Origin of the sequence: Leptolyngbya boryana PCC 6306, from assembly GCF_000353285.1 — a bacterium.
GTDB classification, from domain to species: Bacteria; Cyanobacteriota; Cyanobacteriia; order Leptolyngbyales; family Leptolyngbyaceae; genus Leptolyngbya; species Leptolyngbya boryana.
This window is the reverse complement of sequence record NZ_KB731324.1, coordinates 382,092-401,239: the sequence shown is the minus strand read 5'-3', so window position 1 is coordinate 401,239 and position 19,148 is coordinate 382,092. Positions and strand designations below refer to the sequence as shown.

Genomic DNA, 19,148 nt, shown 5'->3' with positions numbered 1-19,148 from the left:
TCACGCCTGTGAAAGGACTATTGTGAGAGGGCTATTGCTGAGAAGACTGTTGAGCAGGAACTTGAGCAGCATCCATGATCGCAGCACAATTTTGCAGTTGCAAAATTCCAGAAGTAATAATGCGATCGTTGGCACTCAGTCCTTCGACGACTTCTTGTTCATTGCCAATAATTCTGCCGAGTTGAATCGGCTTTTGGGCTGCAACTAACATGTCCGGATTCGCTTCAAATTTTCCGCCCCCTTGAGGTGCGGCTGGCTCTGAACACCCCGATGCACTTAGCGGAGCAGCAACAAAAATAAAATCTCTTCCCCCTAATCGAGAGATTGCCGTTGTGGGCACGAGTACGCCAGGTCGATTACTCCAAACAACGCGCGCGCGCACAAATTGCGAAGGTCGCAAGTTCCGCACATTCTCAAAGACTGCTTTTGCTTGCACTGATTGCGTAGTCGAATCAACATTCGGGGCAACAAAGGAAATTCGACCTGTCTGTACTTCTTTGCCTTGATCATCGAGCAGTTTGACAGGTAAGCCTAACCGCAAAGCACTTGATCGCTCTAACGGGACTTGAATCTGAACTTCTAATTGCTGATTCTGAGTAATATTCAACAATTGGGAGGTCGGACTCACTGTATCACCGACTTTAATCGGGATTTCCCCAACGGTTCCAGTAAAAGGAGCAGTGATCGTATAGTACTGCAATTGAGCTTGTCCCTCTGCAATATTGGCTTGGGATTGTTCAAAAGCTCGGCGATTTCGCTCAACGACGGATTGCGCACGGCTAATCGCAGAACGTTGCGCAGCAATATCTGCATCTGCTTGTCTCAAGGCTGCTTGAGCAGTCTGTAGAGCATTTAAACGCTGATCAAGAATTTGTTTACTGGTTGCGCCCTGTCTTTGCAATTCGACAAAGCGATCGTACTCTTTCTGGTTCAATTGCACGTTTGAAAGTGCTGTCGCACGCTGAGCTTGCAGCGATCGTAAAGTTTGCTGTTCGTTTTCAACATCTGCTTGGGCTGAATCAATGTCCGCTGCTGCCGTTTGCGATGCCGATTGCCGACTCGCAACTTGAGCACGTTGTTCGCGATTGTCAATTTGTAAAATAGCTTGCCCGGCAGTCACTTGCTGACCAGGTCTGACATAGATTTGCGAAATCTGTCCACTGACCTGCGGTTGAAGCGTAATGGATTGCCGAGAATCTAAGGTAGCGGCATAGTCAGAGCTATCTTCGATCGTTGAACTTTTCGGGTTTGCCAACGGGACTGGAGTCGGTTGAGGCTTCATCTGACTCACAATCATCAGAGGCAGAATAATCCGATTAAAGACAATCCAACCCAATCCGCCAACAACTGCAAGTCCAATTAACCCTGGAATCAGAAATTTACGCCAGCGCGGACGACGAGGCGGCAATTCTGAAACTGGGGCATCTGTCTGAGCGAATCCAGCGCGATCGGTATTTTCGCCATTCATATTCAAAGTGCTGTCAGGAGGGTTGAATGAAACGGTAGAAGGGGCGAAATCGTCGATCTCAAACTACCGAGCGGTCTTAAAGAAGCTGAGAAACAGATGTATTATTTTAGGAATTCTACCAGAGCATTTCGTACATTACTAAGAATACGAACCATATTGTCTCACTCCACAGGTAGATCTTAGCAACAAAAAAACTAGCTCCGTCTATCTTTTCGAGAGTGAGCATAGCCTTGTACCTCGATCTAAGTCTTGCCCGACTAGTAGAAGATCCTTATGATAATCTCGAACACCCAAAGGCGCAAAAAATTCCAGCACAAACAGCACTGGAATTTTTCTGTTAGCTCTCTGTGCCTACTCTATGTACCCAGTCATCCCCAAGTTGATCCGGATCGACGATGGCTTATAGCTTGGATGAGAGAGAAACTTTGGGTTCTTCAGAAATCGGAGTTTCTTCGCGTTTTGGCTTGCGATGAATCCGAATGCCTAGAAAGATGTCATAGACAAATCCTAAGAAATCTTCTTTCAAAAGCCCGATCGATTGGGGTGATCCCTTCTCATCCAAAATTGGCTTCGCTGCATAATAAGCAGCTTCATACTTATACCAAGGGACAGCAGGCCATAGATGATGCACCAAGTGATAGTTCTGACCCATAATCAGCCAGTTCAAAATCCTACTCGGATAGACTCTCGCATTCAACCAACGATCTCGTTCCTTAAATGGACGATGAGGCAAATAGTCAAAGAATAATCCCAAGACTAACCCCACGATCGCTAAAGGCACAAACCAAAAATTGAACACATATCCCAGAAAATGAAACTGGCACGCAGCGTAGATTACGAGCGCCAAAGATAGCCGTGCCAAAAACCACTCAAAGAGTTCATTTTTCTTCCATAATTTGCGCTGGAAGAAGAAGAACTCGTGATACATAAACCGTGCATTGATGATCCACAAGGGTCCGAATGTAGATACAACATGATCTGGATCGTTTTCTGGATCATTCACATGAGCATGGTGCTGAATATGAACCCTCGTAAAGACGGGGTAAGAGAAACAGAGGAGGAATGCGCTCCCGTGACCCAAAATTGCATTCATCACTTTATTGCGATGAGCCACACCATGACAGGCATCGTGGATGACTGTTCCAACCATATGTAATGCCAAGACATTAAGGCAGAAACTAATCCAATCCACCCATCCCCAAAACCAATATCCTAACGTCGAGATAATTGCGATCGCGACCGACAGCAAAAAGATCAACAACGTTGGATTAAAATCACCAGGCGCTCCCAGTAACTCCCTTGGAATCGTCAGGGGCTTCGTTGCCGCCTCCGACATCACACCGTCTCTCCTTGCGAATACTCAGAAAAGTATACGTCAAGGCATGTCTTTAAGTTAAGTAACGGCTTTCTAAGATTTTGCAATCGACCCGTTCGCTTCTCTCTAAAGGTAGATTCTTTTGCAGTTGGGAACTTCAGAAGATCAATTTAGGTCAATCCAGTTAGAACGCCGTTCAGAGTTCAAATCTTTCTAAATTAATTCACAACGATCGAGGTTGATTCCCATGTCGCTACGACCTGTAAGCTGGGCAAAAAATAAAAATAAAGTAGTTCGAGGAACGTTACTTTCGTTGAGTGCGATGATGATCGCAAGTAGTGCAGCTGTAGCACAAACGGCTCCAGGCGATGTCATCATTCCCACTGAACCCGATCGGGGCGGTTCAACCACGATTCCGGTTCCCAATCCGGACGGTTCAACTACGATTCCTTCTCCCACGGCTGCGGGCACTCGGTTTGCGTGCCGGGTGAACAATGGACAAAATACGGTGATGTATTTCCCGGAAAATCAGCCGAATCAGGCTTATCCGTGGGCAGTTCCCAGCAATATGGGTGGGGGCTGGGATGCTCTACGTCGGTGTAATGAAATCGCGCGTCGTCTTGAATCATATCGCCCTGATGGTCTGCGAGAAATGACGACTGGCGTTGAGAATGGCTACAACACGATTTGTGTCACGACGGATCGGGTGCCAAGCTGCCGAATTGTGTTGACGGTTCCCAATGGACAAGATCCGTTAGCGACCCGCGATCGTGTTTTCCAAAATCTCTCAGTAGCGGATAGTGGTCAGCAAACCCAAGGCGTTCTAACTTATGGCAGTGGTCGTTCTGATGTGCTTGACCAGTTGGGGAATCTGCTTGGAGTTCGAGGTCGTCGATCGACTGCGGTGACGAATGGTCCAATTAATCTCAAGCCCTTCCTATCTCGTTCAGATCGAGGAACTGGGGAAAAATTAGTCGGTGGGGTGCAGACTCGGACAAATCGTCCGGCAGTTCAATCGACTCCTCGGATTTTTCAACGCCGCTAAGGGTAGGGAGATGAGGAGATAGGGAGTCAATCCCTAATCTGGGAAAAACTTTTTTCCTTCTCCTCTTTTTGCTCAAAAACAGTAAAAGGAGCGAGATTAAATCTCGCTCCTTTTACTGTTTAGATACTGGGGCGCTAGGATTCGAACCTAGGAAATGCCGGGACCAAAACCCGGTGCCTTACCGCTTGGCTACGCCCCAACGCGCTGCCTTACGTATATTAACACTAAACCCCAAGAATATGTCAAGAATTTTTAGAGACATACAAATCTTGGTATCAAGTCGCACTGCTTCCGAGTTGAGATGTTGCGTATGATGAAGAGATAAAAATCTAGTTTTTTATCTCACGCTGATTGGGAGCCGCACGATCGTGAATGCAGCAGAACAAGCGACTAGTTTAGAAACCGCAAGCAAGATTGCAACGATTACAAATTTAATTAAAACTGACTTCCCAGATGCACGAGTCGATCTCAAACCTTGGGCAAATGACCCAGACACCCGTGAACAAGTTGATCCAGACTCGATCGATATCGGATTTCATTTTCCAGGGCGCAGTCGCTTGTTTCAGTGCCGCAGTGTCCTAATTCAGATTCGCTTTCACTCAGATGATGAAACTCACATCAGACGAGCGATTGGCGTTGAGACCGCTGGATTTGATCACCAAGGTAAACAGTGGCAGATGTCCACCGTTCAGGATTGGATTGCTGAAGGAGAAGGTCAACCCGCACCCGAATCGGTGATGCGATTGAAAGAATTTTGTCAGCGAGTTTTAGAAGTCTTCAATCAAACTGCGTGAGATCCGGTTGCCAGCGATAGCGATTCAAACTCAGTTGATTCGCTTTGAAGACAATGCCTTCGGCTTCTAAACGCGATCGCTGAATATGATCCATCCCTTCTCGACGCGGCGACATCGAGATTTCTCCTTTAGCATTCACGACTCGATGCCAAGGCACAGCTAACGTGTCATCTGTGGCGCGAAATAGGGCATATCCGACTAAACGCGCTTGTCTCGGCAGTCCTGCAAGCTCTGCAACTTGTCCATACGTTGCGACTTGCCCATAAGGAATTTGGCGAACGACAGAGTAGATTTTCTGATACTTCGACATTCTCTTATTGCAGACTGCAAATAAAGGCGGCGAGAGCTTTATGGTAATTCGTCTCAGGCTTCATCCACGGATCATTGACCGTTGTATAATTGATTCTCGATCGCGTGGCAAAATAGCCCATCCGAATCGTTCTAAACTGCTGCGCTTCGCAATTCATTTCCACTCTCGAATAGGCTGCTTCCGCATTCACCAGATCGTAAATGATTTTGTCGTCAGACTTAATAATGCTATTTGTCTCAATGTAGGAAGTCCCATTTACTTCAGTGTTCGGAACAGGCTTCCAAGCTGGATTTTGCAGCTCGAAGGTTTCGGCTTGAGCGGGAGTCGCAATCAGCAATGCAGCGCTTATGAAAAGAATTGATCGCATTACAACTCCCAAACTCAACTTTTCTATTATGGGTTACTTGGGCGAGACAGACGATCGCGAATCTTTTGCAAAGAATTAGAGGTATTGATCGGCGATCGCGGTTGTGGAAGGTGACTGTCAGGCCAATTAGGCAAGTCAAAACAAGGACATTCGGTAGGTGGCATCCCCAGAGATCGAGTGGGAACGGGCATTGCACACCGCGCACAAGGATTAATTTCCCAAATGGGTGAAAGTAAATCTGTAATCGTCTGAGTTGTGCCTTCGATATAGCAGTCTCCGGCTTCAGGAGAAGTCACTAACTTCCAGCAAGCCTCAAACTCATCGCTATAACGATCGCCTGCAATCACAGAAGTCGGCTTGACGGCTTGCTGTCCATTATGTGTCATGAGCCGCTTTCCTAACTGTAACCAGTAGGCGAGATACTGTCTAACTTGCTGCTCAGATGCCATAAAATGAGTCACAAAAGATACCTTTAACTTTGCGAGGTTTGAGAAGAATTAGTCTCAATCCCAGGGCGGGTTAAGGAGTGGGATTTTGAGACGAATGATCTACTCCTCTAGGGTATCGTGTCGCTTACCGAGTCAGTGTGAACAAAATCTTTAGAAAGTCTGATCTTTAGAGAATGTCAGTGTAATAGAGTCTCGTTGGAGCAAGCTTTTGATATGTCAGAGCTTGCAAGTTGGGGGAATGAGGAAAATAGCTCCCCCCTCCCTCAACCCATTAGGACTGCGATCAATTCGCCGTGAGTTTAGTGGGTGAATTCCCTTGAGTTAGCTCTTGGATAAAAGGCTGGCTGCCAAATTGGCGGGCTAGCCTGATCGCTTTCTGGGTATCTGCTCTTGCTGCTTGGTTTTGTCCAATTTGTTCATAAGCCCGAGCGCGGTACTCGTAAGCTTTGACATAAAAGGGATTGAACCGAATTGCAGTTGAGAAATCCTCGATCGCGGCTCGATAATCCTGCATCCAGAAATAAGCAACCCCGCGATCGATATACGGACGCGCCGACCCAGAGGGGAGCAACTTGACAGCTTGATTGAACAAATTAATCGCCGCCCGAAAATTGCGTGCATCAATCTGCTGATAGCCTTGCTCGATCAATGTCCAGAGTTGGGAGTTGGGAGGTTGTCCTGCGGTGGCAACACGCAGTTCGAGTAGGCTCAACTCGCTCTGATATAAATGCCTGGAAGTCTGACGAGCCAAAAGTGCAGCACTTTTTTCAGTATCGAGTTTGGCTTGGCGATCGTCGCCTAATTTCGCGCGCACGAGTGCTAAACCAGAGTACGCGATCGCGGCTGTTGGATCAATTTGCAAAATGCGGTTATAGCTCTCCATGGCTTGTGCAAGTTGTCCACTTTGCAGTTGGGCAAATCCTCTGCCGCTATAGGCTTCCTTGAATTTTGGATCGAGTCGGATCGCTTGGTCAAAGCTCGCGATCGCATTTTCATAATTGCGACTTCGCAACTGCTGCAATCCGCGTTCAAAGGCGCGATCGCTTTCGCTCGGCTCCATTAATTTCGGAGCCGTCGGCGACACTTGAGCGAAAGATAACGGCTGCCAACCGCCGAGTGAGATCATCAGGCTTAAACATGTAAACAGACAAATCTGAGCACCTTGGGGTGTCTTCATAGCGGGATTTCAGTAAGGAAAGGCGACAAATTCGTAATTTTTTACAGAACTTGTCGGTGACTTCCTTATTAGTGCCCAGTCATACTGCGTCCGATCTCATTAAAGTCAGCATTGTCAATTGAACTTTCGTATAAAAACTTACCGCCGCTAATCACAAGAATGCGATCGGACAATTTCAGCAATTCATCTAAGTCTTCACTGACGAGCAGCACCGCAACGCCGCGATTGCGGGCTTGCAGAATTTGCCCATGAATATCTTCGACGGCTGCGAAGTCTAGACCAAAGCAGGGGTTGGCTGTGATCAAGAGTTTAATGTGATCCGAGGAAAGTTCGCGCGCCAGAACAGCCCGCTGTACGTTTCCGCCCGATAAGTCACGAATGGGTGTCTCAGGCGTTGGCGTTTTAATTTTGAAACTTTGAATCAGAGATTGGGCTGCGTCTCGAATCGCTTTGAAGTAGAGCAGAATTCCTTTCGATTGGGGAGGACGATCGAAGGTTCTTAAGGCTAAATTTTCTGCCACACTCATATGCGGCACGCAGGCATTTTTTAGCGGTTCTTCAGGGAGGACAAAGACGCGATGTTCATACATTTGCGCTCGTGTGGCTTGATAGCGTTCTCCATTGACGAGCACTTCTCCCGCTGTGGGCTGTCGCTGTCCAGCTAGCACTTCCACAAATTCGCGCTGACCATTGCCTGAAATTCCAGCAATTCCGACAATTTCACCACTGCGAACATTCAGATTAATGCCCGAAACGGCTTCGAGTCCGTTATCTTTATCGGCGTGCAGATCGCGAACTTCGAGAACCGGAATCGGAGCATCATGCGTCACTTTCTCAACGGGCTTGGGTTCGCGCCGTTCGCCCATCATCATTTCTGTGATGTCGGGTACGGTGAGAACTTTCATGCTGCCTGTTCCAGCTAATTTGCCGCGTCGCAGTACGGTGATTTCGTCTGTAAAGCCTGTGACCTCACGCATCTTGTGGCTAATCAGTAAGACACTGAGTAAGCCTGCAGTAACTTGCTCTCGAAGCAGTCCTAAAATTTCATCGGCTTCGTTGGGAGTCAGGACTGAGGTTGGTTCATCGAGAATCAGAATTTTGCTCTTTAGATAAAGCAGTTTCAGAATTTCTAGCTTTTGTTTTTCCCCGGCTGCCAATTGTCCAACTAGCGCATCTAACGGCAATTGAAAGGGCGAAGTTTGCATGAAAGCCGAGAGCTTTTCACTCTCTTCTTTCCAATTAATGACTAAATTTCCTCCCGATCGCGCAATCACTAAATTTTCTGCAACCGTCATCGCGGGAACAGAGGTGAAATGCTGATAGACCATGCCAATTCCATATTTTTGGGCATCGCGCGGAGATGCAATCGTACAAGCCTGCCCGTCTAATTTCACCTGTCCGCTGGTTGGCGTATAGAATCCCATCACACATTTGACCAGGGTGCTTTTCCCGGCTCCGTTCTCACCGAGTAGGGCGTGGAACGTTCCAGGTCTGAGGGTCAATGCCACATGGTCTAGAGCGGTAAACGTTCCGAAGCGCTTCGTCATTTCCTGAATTTCGAGAAGTGGCGGAGCGTTTCGAGTCTCGATCGTAGAGGTTTCAATTTCGGTTGTCATGATTACTAATGCGGTTATCTTTGCGCTTCGGTTCCGTTGGCTGACTTATTGTTTCAATCTTCCAGTCTGCGAGACTGTCATCCTGAGACGGGAAGCCTGGCGATTTTTGGAGGTTCTTCCCGGATCTCTACCCTTCTAATTCAAAGTTCCCAATGCTCCCGGTGCTCCTGAGATGGTTCGTTTCGGGGAACAAGTCAAAATCATAATCACTAACGTCAGCACATACGGTGCTGCATTAAACAGATAATATCCCCCGTCGATGCCGACTGCTTGCAGGGCAGGGCCGACAGCTTGTGCTCCCCCAAATAACAGCGAAGCCCACAAACACTGAACGGGATTCCATCGTGCAAAAATCACGAGTGCCACTGCCATCAGTCCTTGCCCACTCGAAATCCGTTCTGACCAACTTCCCGGATAGTACAGCGACAAATACGCGCCTCCAACTCCGGCTAAAAATCCACCTGCCATTGTGCAGAGCATCCGCACTTTCTTGATCGAAATGCCCATTGCCAACGCTGCTTCTGGATTGTCTCCTACAGCGCGGATAAATAAACCCCAGCGCGTTGTTTTGAAAAACCAGGTCATCGCAGGTGCAATTAAAATTCCCAGGACAAACAATGGATTAATTTTGAAAGTCTGCTGGATTTGTGCGATCGAACTCCAATCTCCGAGTCCAATTGCCGGAAGTTGCGGCGCAGAAGGTTGAATGAACGGCTTTCCGAAAAAGAATGCCAAGCCACTGCCAAAAATAATCATGGCAATCCCCACGGCGACATCATTGACTTTGGGTTGTTGAGACAGCCACGCATGAATGAATCCCAAAAACACTCCCGAAAGTCCAGCGACAAAGACACCGAGCCAGGGAGAAAGAGCACTGCCAACCATCCCTTGTGTAAGATAAGAAACGCCATAAGCACTCATCGCTCCCATCAACAACGTTCCTTCTAAGCCGAGGTTGATCTTGCCGCTTTTCTCGGTCAAGCATTCTCCTAAGCTGACAAACAAAAAGGGCGCGCTACCTCTCAAGGTTCCCGCCACAATGGCTAAGGGCACTCCCCACCAACCGATCGCTTCTGTTGCCATATTGAATTAACCTCCTAAAACTGCGGACGCTGCGGGTACTTTCGGTGCGGGTTCTTTGAACACTCGGAATCGACCGTACAAAGATTCGCTGTACAGAACCACGAGGAACACTAACCCTTGAAGGACAAAGACGGTGGCATCGGGCATTCCTAACCGTCGCTGCAAAATGCTCCCGCTGGCGAGAATGCCGCCGAATAAGATGGCAATTAGCCCGGCTGCGATCGGGTTATTTCGGGCAACGAATGCAACGAGAATGCCAGAATAACCGTAGTTTGCGTTCAGGGATTCATTGGCTCGTCCATGCACTGCGGCGATTTCAACCATTCCCGCGAGTCCTGCACAAGAGCCTGCGAGAAAACAAATGGCGATCGCAAGTTGTCCGACTGGAAGTCCAGCAATGCGGGCAGCTTTAATGTTGCCTCCCGCCGTTCGAGCCGCGAATCCAAACGTTGTGCGCTGGATTAAGAAGTAAGCAATCACACAGGCAATAATGCCGTAGATCAAACCGTAATGCACTCTGGGAAACAGGGGGATTGTGCCTAAGCGATCAAGGTCTGGAATTGCATAGCTAGAAGGTTTATTTAACGAGCTTGGATCGCGCATCGGGCCACCGACGAGATGATTTAACAGCGCGATCGCAATATAGTTCATCAATAAGCTGCTAATGGTTTCATTTACACCTCGGTAATGGCGCAGAGCACCAACGATTGCAATCCACAATCCGCCTGCACCCATTCCTGCAAGCGCCATCATCAGTTGCGTAATCGTGGCTGGAGCTTGATTGACCGCAGAGAGTCCAACGATCGTCGCTGCAATTCCTCCGATGACCAGTGCGCCTTCATTGCCGATGATCACTAGCCCCAAGCGGGCGGGCAAGGCGGTACAGAGAGAAGTGAGCATCAGCGGCGCGGCGCGGATCAGGGAATTTTGGAAGGACAGCCAACTGCCGAATGCAGCTTGATAAATCGCTCCATATACTTCAAAAGGATTTGTCCCAACTGCGAAGCAGAATAGACCAAATAGAAAAAGTGAAAACAGTAGAGCGCCGATCGGAATACAGATCGCCTCTAAAGTTCTCCGCCATGTCCCGGTGGTAAGCATATCAAAACACCCTATGCTGAATAGGGCGAAGTCTACAGTTGAGAAGTCATCCTTTCATATTCACGATGTTTTCACTGTGTCTAAATTGACGTTTTGTCAGAGTGTCATAGGTTTTAATGATCTTTTTCTTTTGTGCTTTTTTGCTACTGCGAATAATATTTTGGTGGTTTGCGTTCCCGAATTCGGATGAAGCTTACTACTGGTTATGGGGACAACATTTCGATTGGTCTTACTATGACCATCCGCCTTTAGAGGCTTGGATACAAGGTCTGTGCACTTCTTTGTTCGGACGTTCAGCGTTCGTGCTCCGACTCCCGAACTTGTTCAGTAATGTTGCTTTTTTCTACACTTATTATCGAATTGTTATTTATCTTCATAAAAATCTAGAGTTTTGGAAAGTGATGCTTTTGGTAGTATCATCGCCGCTCTATTTTATATTTCTAGGCTTTGCTTGGCATGATCATTTGTTGATCACAGCTTCACTTATATCTGCGTATTTATTGATTCGGTTTTTAGATACTTATTTAACAGATGGCAGAGGAGAAACTTGGCGGTTGTACGCAAGCGCGATCGCGCTTTCTTTCGCGTTTCTTTCTAAATACAATGCGATTTTTGTCGCGATCGGCTTTTTTGCAACGGTAATCACAGAGGCTCGATTACGACCGTTATTTCGCGATCGCAGGCTGTATATCGCAATTGCGATCGCGCTGACGGCTTTAATTCCAATCATCATTTGGAATGTCTCAAACGACTTTCTGTCTTTTCGATATTATGTCGATCGTAGTGTTCGCCCAGTCGATCCTGGAATCAAAATTGGTCCATTTCTAGGGTTTACATTAGTTTCACTGTTTGTTGTTCCGCCGTTTAGCTGGATTGGCTTTTATCAACTGTTGAAAACTCGCTTACCCATTCAATCGATTTATCCAACTGTAGCGTTTTGGGTGTTTGTTCCTTCAACAATTGGATTAACTATCATTTCGCTTGTTTCGGCTGCATTGTATTACTGGAACATTACAGCGTATCTATTATTATTTCCGCTGCTGCCTTTTGTGTTCCGAAATTTCAAAGCACAGGCAATCTATGGCTTGATTATTTCGGCAGTACTTGTTTTTCACTATACGGTCTTCCCGCTGACTGCCTTGATTGATCAACAGAGTGATCCAGATTCACGAATGTTATTTGGATGGAAAGAGGTTGCAGCGATCGTTGAATCTGAAGCTCGAACGCTGAACGCACCGCTGCTTGTCACTTCTGATTATCGGTCTGCTTCAGCTTTGGCGTATCAAATGAACAATCGCAATGTGATTGCAATTAGCGATCGCATTGATCAATTTGACTTTTGGCATCGGAATTTACCTGATGGGAAAGATGCAGTCATTGTTTCGGATGATTGGTATCCGGCGGAATTAGTGGTACTCTCAAAATTCGATCGTACTTCTGAGCCGATCACGATTTCTGTAAAACGCTTTGGAGTCTGGATCAAAAATTACTATGTTCGTAAAGGCTATGGCTTGAAATCATGACGGATTGCATTCACTTAAGCCGAATTCGTGGCTACGGTTACATGGGCGCATTACCAGAAGAACAAATTTTGGGTCAATGGTTTGAGGTTGATCTTACTTTGTGGTTGGATTTATCCAAGCCAGGACGCAGTGATGTGTTGGCAGATACGCTCGACTATTGCAATGTGATTGACGATGTTCAAACGCTGATTAAAACTTCAAAGTTTCTTTTGCTAGAGAAGTTAGCAGAAACGATCGCAGATAAGATTTTGAACTATCAGCAGGTTAATCAAGTGCAAGTCAAAGTGGTCAAGCCAGCCGCTCCGATTCCTGGGTTTGATGGCAAGATTACGATCGACATTCTCCGCAAGAAAGGTTAACTGCTGCTTGACTCTAATTCTGCGTGACTCCATGATTTCTTCAGTTAAGATCTGGGTCAAAGCTGATCAAGCGCTGATCTTACCGTCGCTTTTGAAGCGTAACTGACCGTTTATCTGCATTGGGATACTTTCGCTAAGGCAAAGGGGAGATAAACGGAGCCAAATCCGCGCTCCAAGTCTTGCTGATGCAGTCGTCTGACTCGACAAAGATGCTCTTGCAACGGCGGAATGACGATCGAGGGGGCATCGTGACTCGACTTTCCCAGCCTTTCGCATTTGTCTTGTTTGAGGACTTCGTGATAGAGGAAGACGATCGCGTTAAGTGCTTGATTTTGTGTGGAAGCAGCGACATTTTTCTGAACCGCAAGGCTAAGTGAGAAAAGCCTCGATTTCAGCAGCACCCATTTCTTGAGGATGTCTCTTGTTGTGAAACAGAATGTAGCGCCGATTCCAGTTTACATAGGTTTTCTCAGTGCTATATGAGTAGTGTTTCAGACGAATTGTGTTGCGAAGTCGATCAAGCAGTTTCCTAGTCGTCCTTGAAAAACCTAGAAGCGTAATCGGGATGAGGCTTCTAAGCAATGAGCAACAATGATAATATTGCAAGAAAATCACTCAAACTGTTCAAAATCTTGCAAAACCCATGACCGGATTCTCGAAAACACCATCCGGAAAATCAAGCTCAGAAGCTCCAAAACTGAAAGCCCAACTGAACGCGCAGCATGCGTTGTTCAAACTGGCAAATCTGCTGGACTGGGAGAGTTTGGAGCAAGACTTTGGCACAACGATGACCACCGACGGAGGGCGACCGCCATTGCCTGTACGGTTGATGGTGGGACTGCATTACCTGAAGGCGTTGTACAACGAGAGCGATGAATCAGTCGTGGCAAAATGGGTGGAAAACCCATACTGGCAGTACTTTTGCGGAGAAGAGACCTTTCAGCATCAGTTGCCTTGTCATCCATCGAGTTTAGGGAACTGGCGACGACGAGTCGGAGTCGATGGACTGGAAAAACTGCTGTCACAAGTGATCAAGACCGCCATGCAATGCGAGGCATTGTCACCCCAGGATGTGAAGCAAGTGATTGTCGATACGACCGTGCAAGAGAAAGCCATCGCGTTTCCTACCGATGCGCGGTTGTACGACAAAGCCAGACGAACGCTGGTGCGGATGGCCCGAAAACATCAGGTGAAGTTGCGACAAACTTACGTGCGGGTGGGCGAACAAGTACTGCTCAAACAAAGTCGCTATGCCGCTGCTCGACAAGGACGACGCGCTCAGAAGCAAACCCGCATCTTACGCACCTACTTGGGACGAGTGATTCGAGATTTAGAACGCAAACTGAAGCCGATGCCCGAAGCCGTTGCGGTCTTGCTCAAATCTGCCAAGCGAATCTATCAACAGCAGAAGCAGGACAAAGGCAAGTGCTACAGCATTCACGCTCCAGAAGTCGAGTGCATCGCCAAAGGCAAAGCGCACAAACCCTACGAGTTTGGCTGCAAAGTCGTGCTGACGACCACGAACGCCAGCAATTGGATTGTGGGCATTGCTGCCCAGCATGGCAACCCGTATGATGGCTCCACTCTCACTCCCGCCATTGAGCAAGTCGAGCGACTCACAGACATTCGTCCCAACCATGCCACCGTGGATCAGGGATTTCGGGGCAAAGACCATCACCCGCAGGATGTCGAAGTTCTCGTCTGTGACACCCGCAAACGCACCGGGAAGGCGCGACGATTGTTCAAACGGCGGAGTGCCATTGAGCCTGTGATTGGACATAGCAAAAGCGACCACTGTTTAGGGCGCAACTATCTCAAAGGGCAGCTTGGCGATAGTCTCAATGCTTTACTCGCAGGGTGCGGGTTCAATCTTCGCAAATTGTTTCGCGCTGTGATGGTTCTAGAGGTAGAACCTGCTTAGGTTCTACGATTTCGCATAGTGTTTTTCAAGGACGACTAAATAGGCTGTGGTTCCATTGTTAAAACAGTAAGTTTATATTAACGATAAGCTGTTTTTTCAATGTGAAGTGGAAAATTTCCGTATATTCATCTATATGAGCGTACTATACAGAAGCATTTCCGCATAGCATCCCAAAATGGTGCGATATACCGATTTTTTCCGTATAGTATGCCACTTTGGGTTGATATATCGAAATTTTCAGTGTAATAAATTGTTATGCCGTAAGTCCTTGATTGAGACAGTACCTTAAAGTTATTTGCCAAAGTCAAGAAGCAAGTTACCGTTAGGTATAGGTGGGTAGATTGAGATTATTGGTGAGGTGATTACCTAAATTTCTATGCTTAGTTGGAAGCTTGCAGAAAAGCGAGGATTTGGTCTTACTGATGGGTTCTGGAATCGCTTTGGTGTAGTTCTCATCGAAGCTCCAATTCACCTTTTTACTTCTACTCTTGCTAACTACTTTCGAGCAGAATATGATGCCGACATCTTTCCTGCATCATTTAATGAACAGGAGAAACATTTTCTTTGGCAATATGCTGGACATACCTGGACAGTTTGGTGGGCATTTTCGTCTGAAGAGGTAGCATTTGCACTTGCTCTTTTCCTAGAAACCAAGGCTATTGTCATTACTCATCAAGGAACTAGTGAATGGAGTACTGTAAAAATCTTCTATCAGGACAGGTGGACTGAATACTATCACTTCGGATCTGATGACTATGATGACCCTAATGAGAAGATTGGCGATCGCGGTTGGGGTGCTGGCTACTGGGATCTTGAAATAACTTATGAATACTTCGTATCTCAACAGTCTACTTTCCCAATTCAGACGCGGCATTTGTTCAGCAGCGTCATGCGAAAAGTTACTGAATCTGAAATGAAATCAGTGCTTAAATCTGGAACAGGCAAATTTGGTTTTCTTCATGCAACTCTTCAGCACTATGGAGCTTATCTTCCCGATTGCAATGAAACGCCCCTTAACTACTCACGCTCCGATTTTGACTTTCATCCAGTTCGGTCAGACTTTGAGCGAGTTGATGCTTTAGTCTTACCCAAAGAAACGTTTTATTGGCGAAATATGCTGCCTGTTCCAGAGCATGTAGCACCATAACAATCCCAATGCACACCGACCGCCGAGAAGTTATCGGTTAGAGGTCGAGCTTATCTGCGGCGGGTGATTGGGAACGTTAGGCTGAGTCATCGTTTAGTATATAAGTACGAATAACTTGCACGAAGTATTTTCTGATGGCAATGCAAAAGGTGAGCTTAACTATTATTTGTGCAATTCTGAGCAAGAGATATTCACGCTCGTGTGCTTGTGAAACTGCGATCGACAGAACTAGTTCACCACGATAAATCTGATAGGAAGATAGGGATTACTCTAATTCTAGGTTCTCCCCGCTCCAAATTCATTCATAGAGTTTGTTGTAGTTTAGCAACGAACTATTAAGAATCACTGGCTGTGAAATCACGCTCTAGCCGCTCCTGAGAACGGTTTGCAGCTTTTTTAATGGCAGTGCGATCGCGTAACACATCACAAAGCAAGCGCAAACGCGGTCAGTAACTTTGAGAGAATGCAAGAGCAATCTCCACATCATCATTTCACGCTTCATGAAATTAGCTTATTGGATGTACGCAGGTCCCGCGCATATTGGCACTCTCCGCATTGCCAGCTCTTTTAAAAATGTTCATGCCATCATGCACGCGCCGCTCGGCGATGACTATTTCAACGTCATGCGATCGATGTTGGAACGAGAGCGTGATTATACTCCAGTCACAACCAGTGTCGTCGATCGACATGTGCTGGCGCGGGGTTCTCAAGAGAAAGTCGTTGATAACATCACCCGGAAAGATGCTGAAGAACATCCTGACTTAATTGTGCTGACTCCGACTTGTACCTCTAGTATTTTGCAGGAAGATTTGCAGAATTTCGTCGAGCGAGCACAACTCGAAGCCAAAGGCGATGTGATGTTAGCGGATGTGAATCACTACCGCGTCAATGAGCTACAAGCCGCCGATCGCACGTTACAGCAAATCGTTCAGTTCTATATCGCCAAAGCTCGCAAGCAAGGCAATCTCGTCACTGAGAAAACCGAAAAACCTTCCGTCAATATTTTCGGAATGACGACGCTCGGATTCCATAACAATCACGATGCGACTGAACTGAAAAAGTTAATGTCGGATTTGGGCATTGAAGTCAATGCGATTGTGCCTGCAGGCGCAAGTGTTCATGAACTAAAATCCCTTCCTCGGGCTTGGTTTAACCTGGTGCCTTATCGCGAAACAGGGTTACTAGCAGCCGAATTTTTACAGCAAGAATTCAACATGCCTTATGTTGACATTACGCCGATCGGCATTGTGGAAACGGCACGCTGTATTCGCAAAATTCAGCAAGTGATCAATGCTCAAGGTGCAAATGTTGACTATGAACCCTTCATTGATCAGCAAACGCGATTTGTGTCTCAAGCGGCTTGGTTTTCTCGATCGATTGACTGCCAAAATCTCACAGGCAAAAAAGCAGTCGTTTTCGGAGATAACACTCATGCAGCAGCCTTGACCAAGATTCTGGCACGCGAGATGGGAATTCACGTATTGCTGGCAGGAACTTATTGCAAATACGATGAAGCATGGTTTAGAGAACAAGTCAGCGAATACTGTGATGATGTCTTAGTCAGCGATGACAATGGACAAATTGCAGATGCGATCGCGCGGCTTGAACCTGCTGCAATCTTCGGAACTCAGATGGAACGCCACGTTGGAAAACGGCTCGATATTCCGTGTGGTGTGATTGCGGCTCCCATTCACATTCAAAACTTCCCAGTGGGCTACAAGCCATTTGTTGGCTACGAAGGAAGCAATCAGATTGTGGATTTGATCTACAACTCGTTTACTTTGGGCATGGAAGATCATCTGCTGGAGATCTTTGGCGGTCACGATACAAAAGAAGTGATTACCAAATCTGTTTCAGCCGACTCTGATTTGAACTGGAGTAAAGACGGACTGGCAGAACTGAACCGTATTCCGGGCTTTGTGCGCGGTAAGGTGAAGCGGAACACTGAGAAATTTGCCCGCGATCGCAATATTACTCAGATCACTGCCGAAGTTCTTTACGCTGCGAAAGAAGCAGTGGGTGCTTAGTTGATCAATCAGTCGCCGCTAGTATTCGATTTTGCGGCGACTGATGGAACTATGCGATCGTGTTTTAGATGATGTTTGAACAGTACCGTTCATTGCAGTTCACCCGCCCCAGAAAAGTAATCGTTCATCGCATTCACCCGCCCCGGAATGGAATTCGGGGCTAGTTGAACGAAGTCCACTCAAGGGACTAACAGCCAATTAGAATCAAGTCTTCAGTCCTTTTAAGGACTTCGCACCGTTAGCCCTGGAATTCCATTCCGGGGCGAGATAGAACGGAGCAAGAAAACTAGCACTCTCTCAAGCGAATCTGCGCAATTCTCTACTCGCTTCGATTACACTGGATCTCTGTCTTTCACAAGCGCTGTCCATGTCTGTTTTCGCTGAGTTAATCGGGCAATCTCAAGCTGTCGAATTGCTAGAAAGTGCGATCGCGCAAGATCGTCTCGCTCCGGCTTATCTATTTGTGGGTTCTCCGGGCATTGGGAAAAGTCTAGCTGCTGAATGTTTTCTCGAAACCTTACTCGCATCGTCTCGATCGCGGATTCTCAACCGTAATCATCCTGATTTGCTTTGGGTTGCACCGACTTATCTCCATCAAGGTAAAAGACTAAGTGCTGCCGAAGCTGAGGCTGCTGGAGTCAAGCGCAAAACTCCCCCAATGATCCGCTTAGAACAGATTCGAGAGGTCAGCCAATTTCTCAGTCGTCCGCCATTAGAAGCGGTTCGATCGACCGTTGTAATTGAGCAAGCTGAAACCATGCCCGAAGCGGCGGCAAATGCTCTACTCAAAACCTTAGAAGAACCCGGACGAGCAACCATTATTCTCCTCGCGCCCAGTCTTGAGTCAGTTCTCCCAACAATTGTTTCTCGCTGTCAACGCATTCCTTTCTCCCGACTCGATGCGACTTCAATGGCAGAAGTCTTGAGTAAAACTGGACATGAAGCGATTCTGGCACAGCCGCAGTTACTAGCACTAGCACAGGGCAGTCCTGGAGCCGCGATCGCACATCAGCAAAAGCTCGATTCAATTGACCCAGAACTCTTACAGGCTGCAATGACCCTTCCGAGAACATTACGAGAAGCCTTGACCACGGCAAGAGCGATCACGAAAAACACCGATAGTGAAACACAACTTTGGCTGATTGATTACTTGCAGCAAGGCTATTGGGCACAGATGCAGCATCAGGAGCGACCTCTGCAACTTTTAGAACAAGCGAAAACAATGTTACTGGCTTACGTTCAGCCGCAGCTTGTCTGGGAAGTGACTTGGATGCAGTTAATCAATTAACCGTGATGATCCCCTGATAAACCAGCGCATATTCTACACGGGCATACGTTAGTCTAGGTAAGGTGTTTTAAAGGTGAGCGCTGATAGCATTCTATTTCGGTGCGGAATCATAATGTGAGCGCAGAGTCTTTCTATCCTTTAAAAACACCCTCTAGGTA

General features: G+C 47.0%; 19 protein-coding genes and 1 tRNA gene. 8 read left to right on the top strand and 12 right to left on the bottom strand.

All coding sequences use genetic code 11. The annotated features are described in order from the left end of the window. Positions 1 to 31 precede the first annotated feature (31 nt). Together LEPBO_RS0101870 and crtR are read right to left on the bottom strand one after the other, a co-directional pair. Positions 32 to 1,468: an efflux RND transporter periplasmic adaptor subunit gene (locus LEPBO_RS0101870; protein WP_017285829.1), complete on the bottom strand. Its 1,437-nt coding sequence runs from the start codon at positions 1,466 to 1,468 to the stop codon at positions 32 to 34. Positions 1,469 to 1,868: 400 nt separating this feature from the next. Next, a complete protein-coding gene (gene crtR / locus LEPBO_RS35840) occupies positions 1,869 to 2,804 on the bottom strand; it encodes a beta-carotene hydroxylase (protein WP_017285827.1) in 936 nt (311 codons plus the stop codon). Positions 2,805 to 3,030: 226 nt separating this feature from the next. Between crtR and LEPBO_RS0101860 the strand changes: the two genes are divergently transcribed. Continuing rightward, entirely contained in the window at positions 3,031 to 3,828 is a 798-nt protein-coding gene (locus LEPBO_RS0101860; RefSeq protein WP_017285826.1) for a COP23 domain-containing protein, read from the top strand. A 126-nt stretch (positions 3,829 to 3,954) separates the two neighbouring features. Here the strand turns inward: LEPBO_RS0101860 and LEPBO_RS0101855 are convergent. Beyond that, positions 3,955 to 4,027: transfer RNA gene (locus tag LEPBO_RS0101855), tRNA-Gln, on the bottom strand. 169 nt (positions 4,028 to 4,196) lie between these two features. Here LEPBO_RS0101855 and LEPBO_RS0101850 point away from each other — a divergent pair. Continuing rightward, positions 4,197 to 4,622 carry a hypothetical protein gene (locus LEPBO_RS0101850; RefSeq protein WP_017285825.1) on the top strand — a complete coding sequence of 142 codons (426 nt, stop codon included), beginning with the start codon at positions 4,197 to 4,199 and terminating at the stop codon, positions 4,620 to 4,622. Here the strand turns inward: LEPBO_RS0101850 and LEPBO_RS0101845 are convergent. The 7 genes from LEPBO_RS0101845 to LEPBO_RS0101815 all read right to left on the bottom strand — a co-directional run bounded on the left by LEPBO_RS0101845 (position 4,606) and on the right by LEPBO_RS0101815 (position 10,725). Further along, positions 4,606 to 4,932, bottom strand: a complete 327-nt coding sequence (locus LEPBO_RS0101845) for an MGMT family protein (protein ID WP_017285824.1) — start codon at positions 4,930 to 4,932, stop codon at positions 4,606 to 4,608. The two genes, LEPBO_RS0101850 and LEPBO_RS0101845, sit on opposite strands and share 17 nt — an antisense overlap. Positions 4,933 to 4,936: 4 nt before the next feature. Next, positions 4,937 to 5,299: a hypothetical protein gene (locus LEPBO_RS0101840; RefSeq protein ID WP_017285823.1), complete on the bottom strand. Its 363-nt coding sequence runs from the start codon at positions 5,297 to 5,299 to the stop codon at positions 4,937 to 4,939. A gap of 26 nt (positions 5,300 to 5,325) precedes the next feature. Further along, positions 5,326 to 5,748: a hypothetical protein gene (locus tag LEPBO_RS0101835; RefSeq protein ID WP_017285822.1), complete on the bottom strand. Its 423-nt coding sequence runs from the start codon at positions 5,746 to 5,748 to the stop codon at positions 5,326 to 5,328. A 283-nt stretch (positions 5,749 to 6,031) separates the two neighbouring features. Beyond that, complete coding sequence (locus LEPBO_RS0101830) at positions 6,032 to 6,925, bottom strand: tetratricopeptide repeat protein (protein ID WP_017285821.1); 894 nt, start codon at positions 6,923 to 6,925, stop codon at positions 6,032 to 6,034. A gap of 68 nt (positions 6,926 to 6,993) precedes the next feature. After that, positions 6,994 to 8,541 (bottom strand): ABC transporter ATP-binding protein, encoded by a 1,548-nt coding sequence (locus LEPBO_RS0101825; protein WP_017285820.1) that lies wholly within the window; start codon positions 8,539 to 8,541, stop codon positions 6,994 to 6,996. Between the two features lie 135 nt (positions 8,542 to 8,676). Further along, positions 8,677 to 9,624 carry an ABC transporter permease gene (locus LEPBO_RS0101820; RefSeq protein ID WP_017285819.1) on the bottom strand — a complete coding sequence of 316 codons (948 nt, stop codon included), beginning with the start codon at positions 9,622 to 9,624 and terminating at the stop codon, positions 8,677 to 8,679. Between the two features lie 6 nt (positions 9,625 to 9,630). Continuing rightward, a complete protein-coding gene (locus LEPBO_RS0101815; protein ID WP_017285818.1) occupies positions 9,631 to 10,725 on the bottom strand; it encodes an ABC transporter permease in 1,095 nt (364 codons plus the stop codon). Between the two features lie 116 nt (positions 10,726 to 10,841). On the opposite strand from LEPBO_RS0101815, the gene LEPBO_RS0101810 reads away from it, so the two are divergent. Both LEPBO_RS0101810 and folB read left to right on the top strand, forming a co-directional pair. After that, the gene (locus LEPBO_RS0101810; RefSeq protein ID WP_017285817.1) at positions 10,842 to 12,248 is read left to right on the top strand and encodes an ArnT family glycosyltransferase; all 1,407 of its coding nucleotides are present in this window, start codon (positions 10,842 to 10,844) and stop codon (positions 12,246 to 12,248) included. After that, positions 12,245 to 12,607, top strand: coding sequence for a dihydroneopterin aldolase (gene folB / locus LEPBO_RS0101805; RefSeq protein ID WP_017285816.1), 363 nt, complete (start codon positions 12,245 to 12,247; stop codon positions 12,605 to 12,607). The genes LEPBO_RS0101810 and folB overlap by 4 nt, the downstream gene beginning before the upstream one ends. Before the next feature lie 110 nt (positions 12,608 to 12,717). On the opposite strand, the gene LEPBO_RS44295 is transcribed toward folB, so the two are convergent. Both LEPBO_RS44295 and LEPBO_RS44290 read right to left on the bottom strand, forming a co-directional pair. Next, entirely contained in the window at positions 12,718 to 13,008 is a 291-nt protein-coding gene (locus LEPBO_RS44295; RefSeq protein WP_242045254.1) for a phage integrase N-terminal SAM-like domain-containing protein, read from the bottom strand. Continuing rightward, positions 12,977 to 13,222: a phage integrase N-terminal SAM-like domain-containing protein gene (locus tag LEPBO_RS44290; RefSeq protein ID WP_263970819.1), complete on the bottom strand. Its 246-nt coding sequence runs from the start codon at positions 13,220 to 13,222 to the stop codon at positions 12,977 to 12,979. The genes LEPBO_RS44295 and LEPBO_RS44290 overlap by 32 nt, the downstream gene beginning before the upstream one ends. 28 nt (positions 13,223 to 13,250) lie before the next feature. Between LEPBO_RS44290 and LEPBO_RS0101795 the strand changes: the two genes are divergently transcribed. The 4 genes from LEPBO_RS0101795 (at position 13,251) to LEPBO_RS0101780 (ending at position 18,990) form a co-directional block, all read left to right on the top strand. Then, positions 13,251 to 14,528 (top strand): IS5 family transposase, encoded by a 1,278-nt coding sequence (locus LEPBO_RS0101795; protein ID WP_017285814.1) that lies wholly within the window; start codon positions 13,251 to 13,253, stop codon positions 14,526 to 14,528. A 376-nt stretch (positions 14,529 to 14,904) separates the two neighbouring features. After that, positions 14,905 to 15,675: a hypothetical protein gene (locus LEPBO_RS0101790; protein WP_017285813.1), complete on the top strand. Its 771-nt coding sequence runs from the start codon at positions 14,905 to 14,907 to the stop codon at positions 15,673 to 15,675. A gap of 500 nt (positions 15,676 to 16,175) precedes the next feature. Next, positions 16,176 to 17,702, top strand: coding sequence for a ferredoxin:protochlorophyllide reductase (ATP-dependent) subunit B (bchB, locus tag LEPBO_RS0101785; RefSeq protein ID WP_017285812.1), 1,527 nt, complete (start codon positions 16,176 to 16,178; stop codon positions 17,700 to 17,702). Between the two features lie 367 nt (positions 17,703 to 18,069). After that, the gene (locus tag LEPBO_RS0101780; RefSeq protein WP_017285811.1) at positions 18,070 to 18,990 is read left to right on the top strand and encodes a DNA polymerase III subunit delta'; all 921 of its coding nucleotides are present in this window, start codon (positions 18,070 to 18,072) and stop codon (positions 18,988 to 18,990) included. Positions 18,991 to 19,148 lie beyond the last annotated feature (158 nt).

Coding starts and splice junctions, on each gene's coding strand:
- LEPBO_RS0101870 (WP_017285829.1), bottom strand. CDS start 1,468: ATGAATGGCGAAAATACCGATCGCGCTGGATTCGCTCAGACAGATGCC.
- crtR (WP_017285827.1), bottom strand. CDS start 2,804: ATGTCGGAGGCGGCAACGAAGCCCCTGACGATTCCAAGGGAGTTACTG.
- LEPBO_RS0101860 (WP_017285826.1), top strand. CDS start 3,031: ATGTCGCTACGACCTGTAAGCTGGGCAAAAAATAAAAATAAAGTAGTT.
- LEPBO_RS0101845 (WP_017285824.1), bottom strand. CDS start 4,932: ATGTCGAAGTATCAGAAAATCTACTCTGTCGTTCGCCAAATTCCTTAT.
- LEPBO_RS0101840 (WP_017285823.1), bottom strand. CDS start 5,299: ATGCGATCAATTCTTTTCATAAGCGCTGCATTGCTGATTGCGACTCCC.
- LEPBO_RS0101835 (WP_017285822.1), bottom strand. CDS start 5,748: ATGGCATCTGAGCAGCAAGTTAGACAGTATCTCGCCTACTGGTTACAG.
- LEPBO_RS0101830 (WP_017285821.1), bottom strand. CDS start 6,925: ATGAAGACACCCCAAGGTGCTCAGATTTGTCTGTTTACATGTTTAAGC.
- LEPBO_RS0101825 (WP_017285820.1), bottom strand. CDS start 8,541: ATGACAACCGAAATTGAAACCTCTACGATCGAGACTCGAAACGCTCCG.
- LEPBO_RS0101820 (WP_017285819.1), bottom strand. CDS start 9,624: ATGGCAACAGAAGCGATCGGTTGGTGGGGAGTGCCCTTAGCCATTGTG.
- LEPBO_RS0101815 (WP_017285818.1), bottom strand. CDS start 10,725: ATGCTTACCACCGGGACATGGCGGAGAACTTTAGAGGCGATCTGTATT.
- LEPBO_RS0101810 (WP_017285817.1), top strand. CDS start 10,842: ATGATCTTTTTCTTTTGTGCTTTTTTGCTACTGCGAATAATATTTTGG.
- folB (WP_017285816.1), top strand. CDS start 12,245: ATGACGGATTGCATTCACTTAAGCCGAATTCGTGGCTACGGTTACATG.
- LEPBO_RS0101795 (WP_017285814.1), top strand. CDS start 13,251: ATGACCGGATTCTCGAAAACACCATCCGGAAAATCAAGCTCAGAAGCT.
- LEPBO_RS0101790 (WP_017285813.1), top strand. CDS start 14,905: ATGCTTAGTTGGAAGCTTGCAGAAAAGCGAGGATTTGGTCTTACTGAT.
- bchB (WP_017285812.1), top strand. CDS start 16,176: ATGAAATTAGCTTATTGGATGTACGCAGGTCCCGCGCATATTGGCACT.
- LEPBO_RS0101780 (WP_017285811.1), top strand. CDS start 18,070: ATGTCTGTTTTCGCTGAGTTAATCGGGCAATCTCAAGCTGTCGAATTG.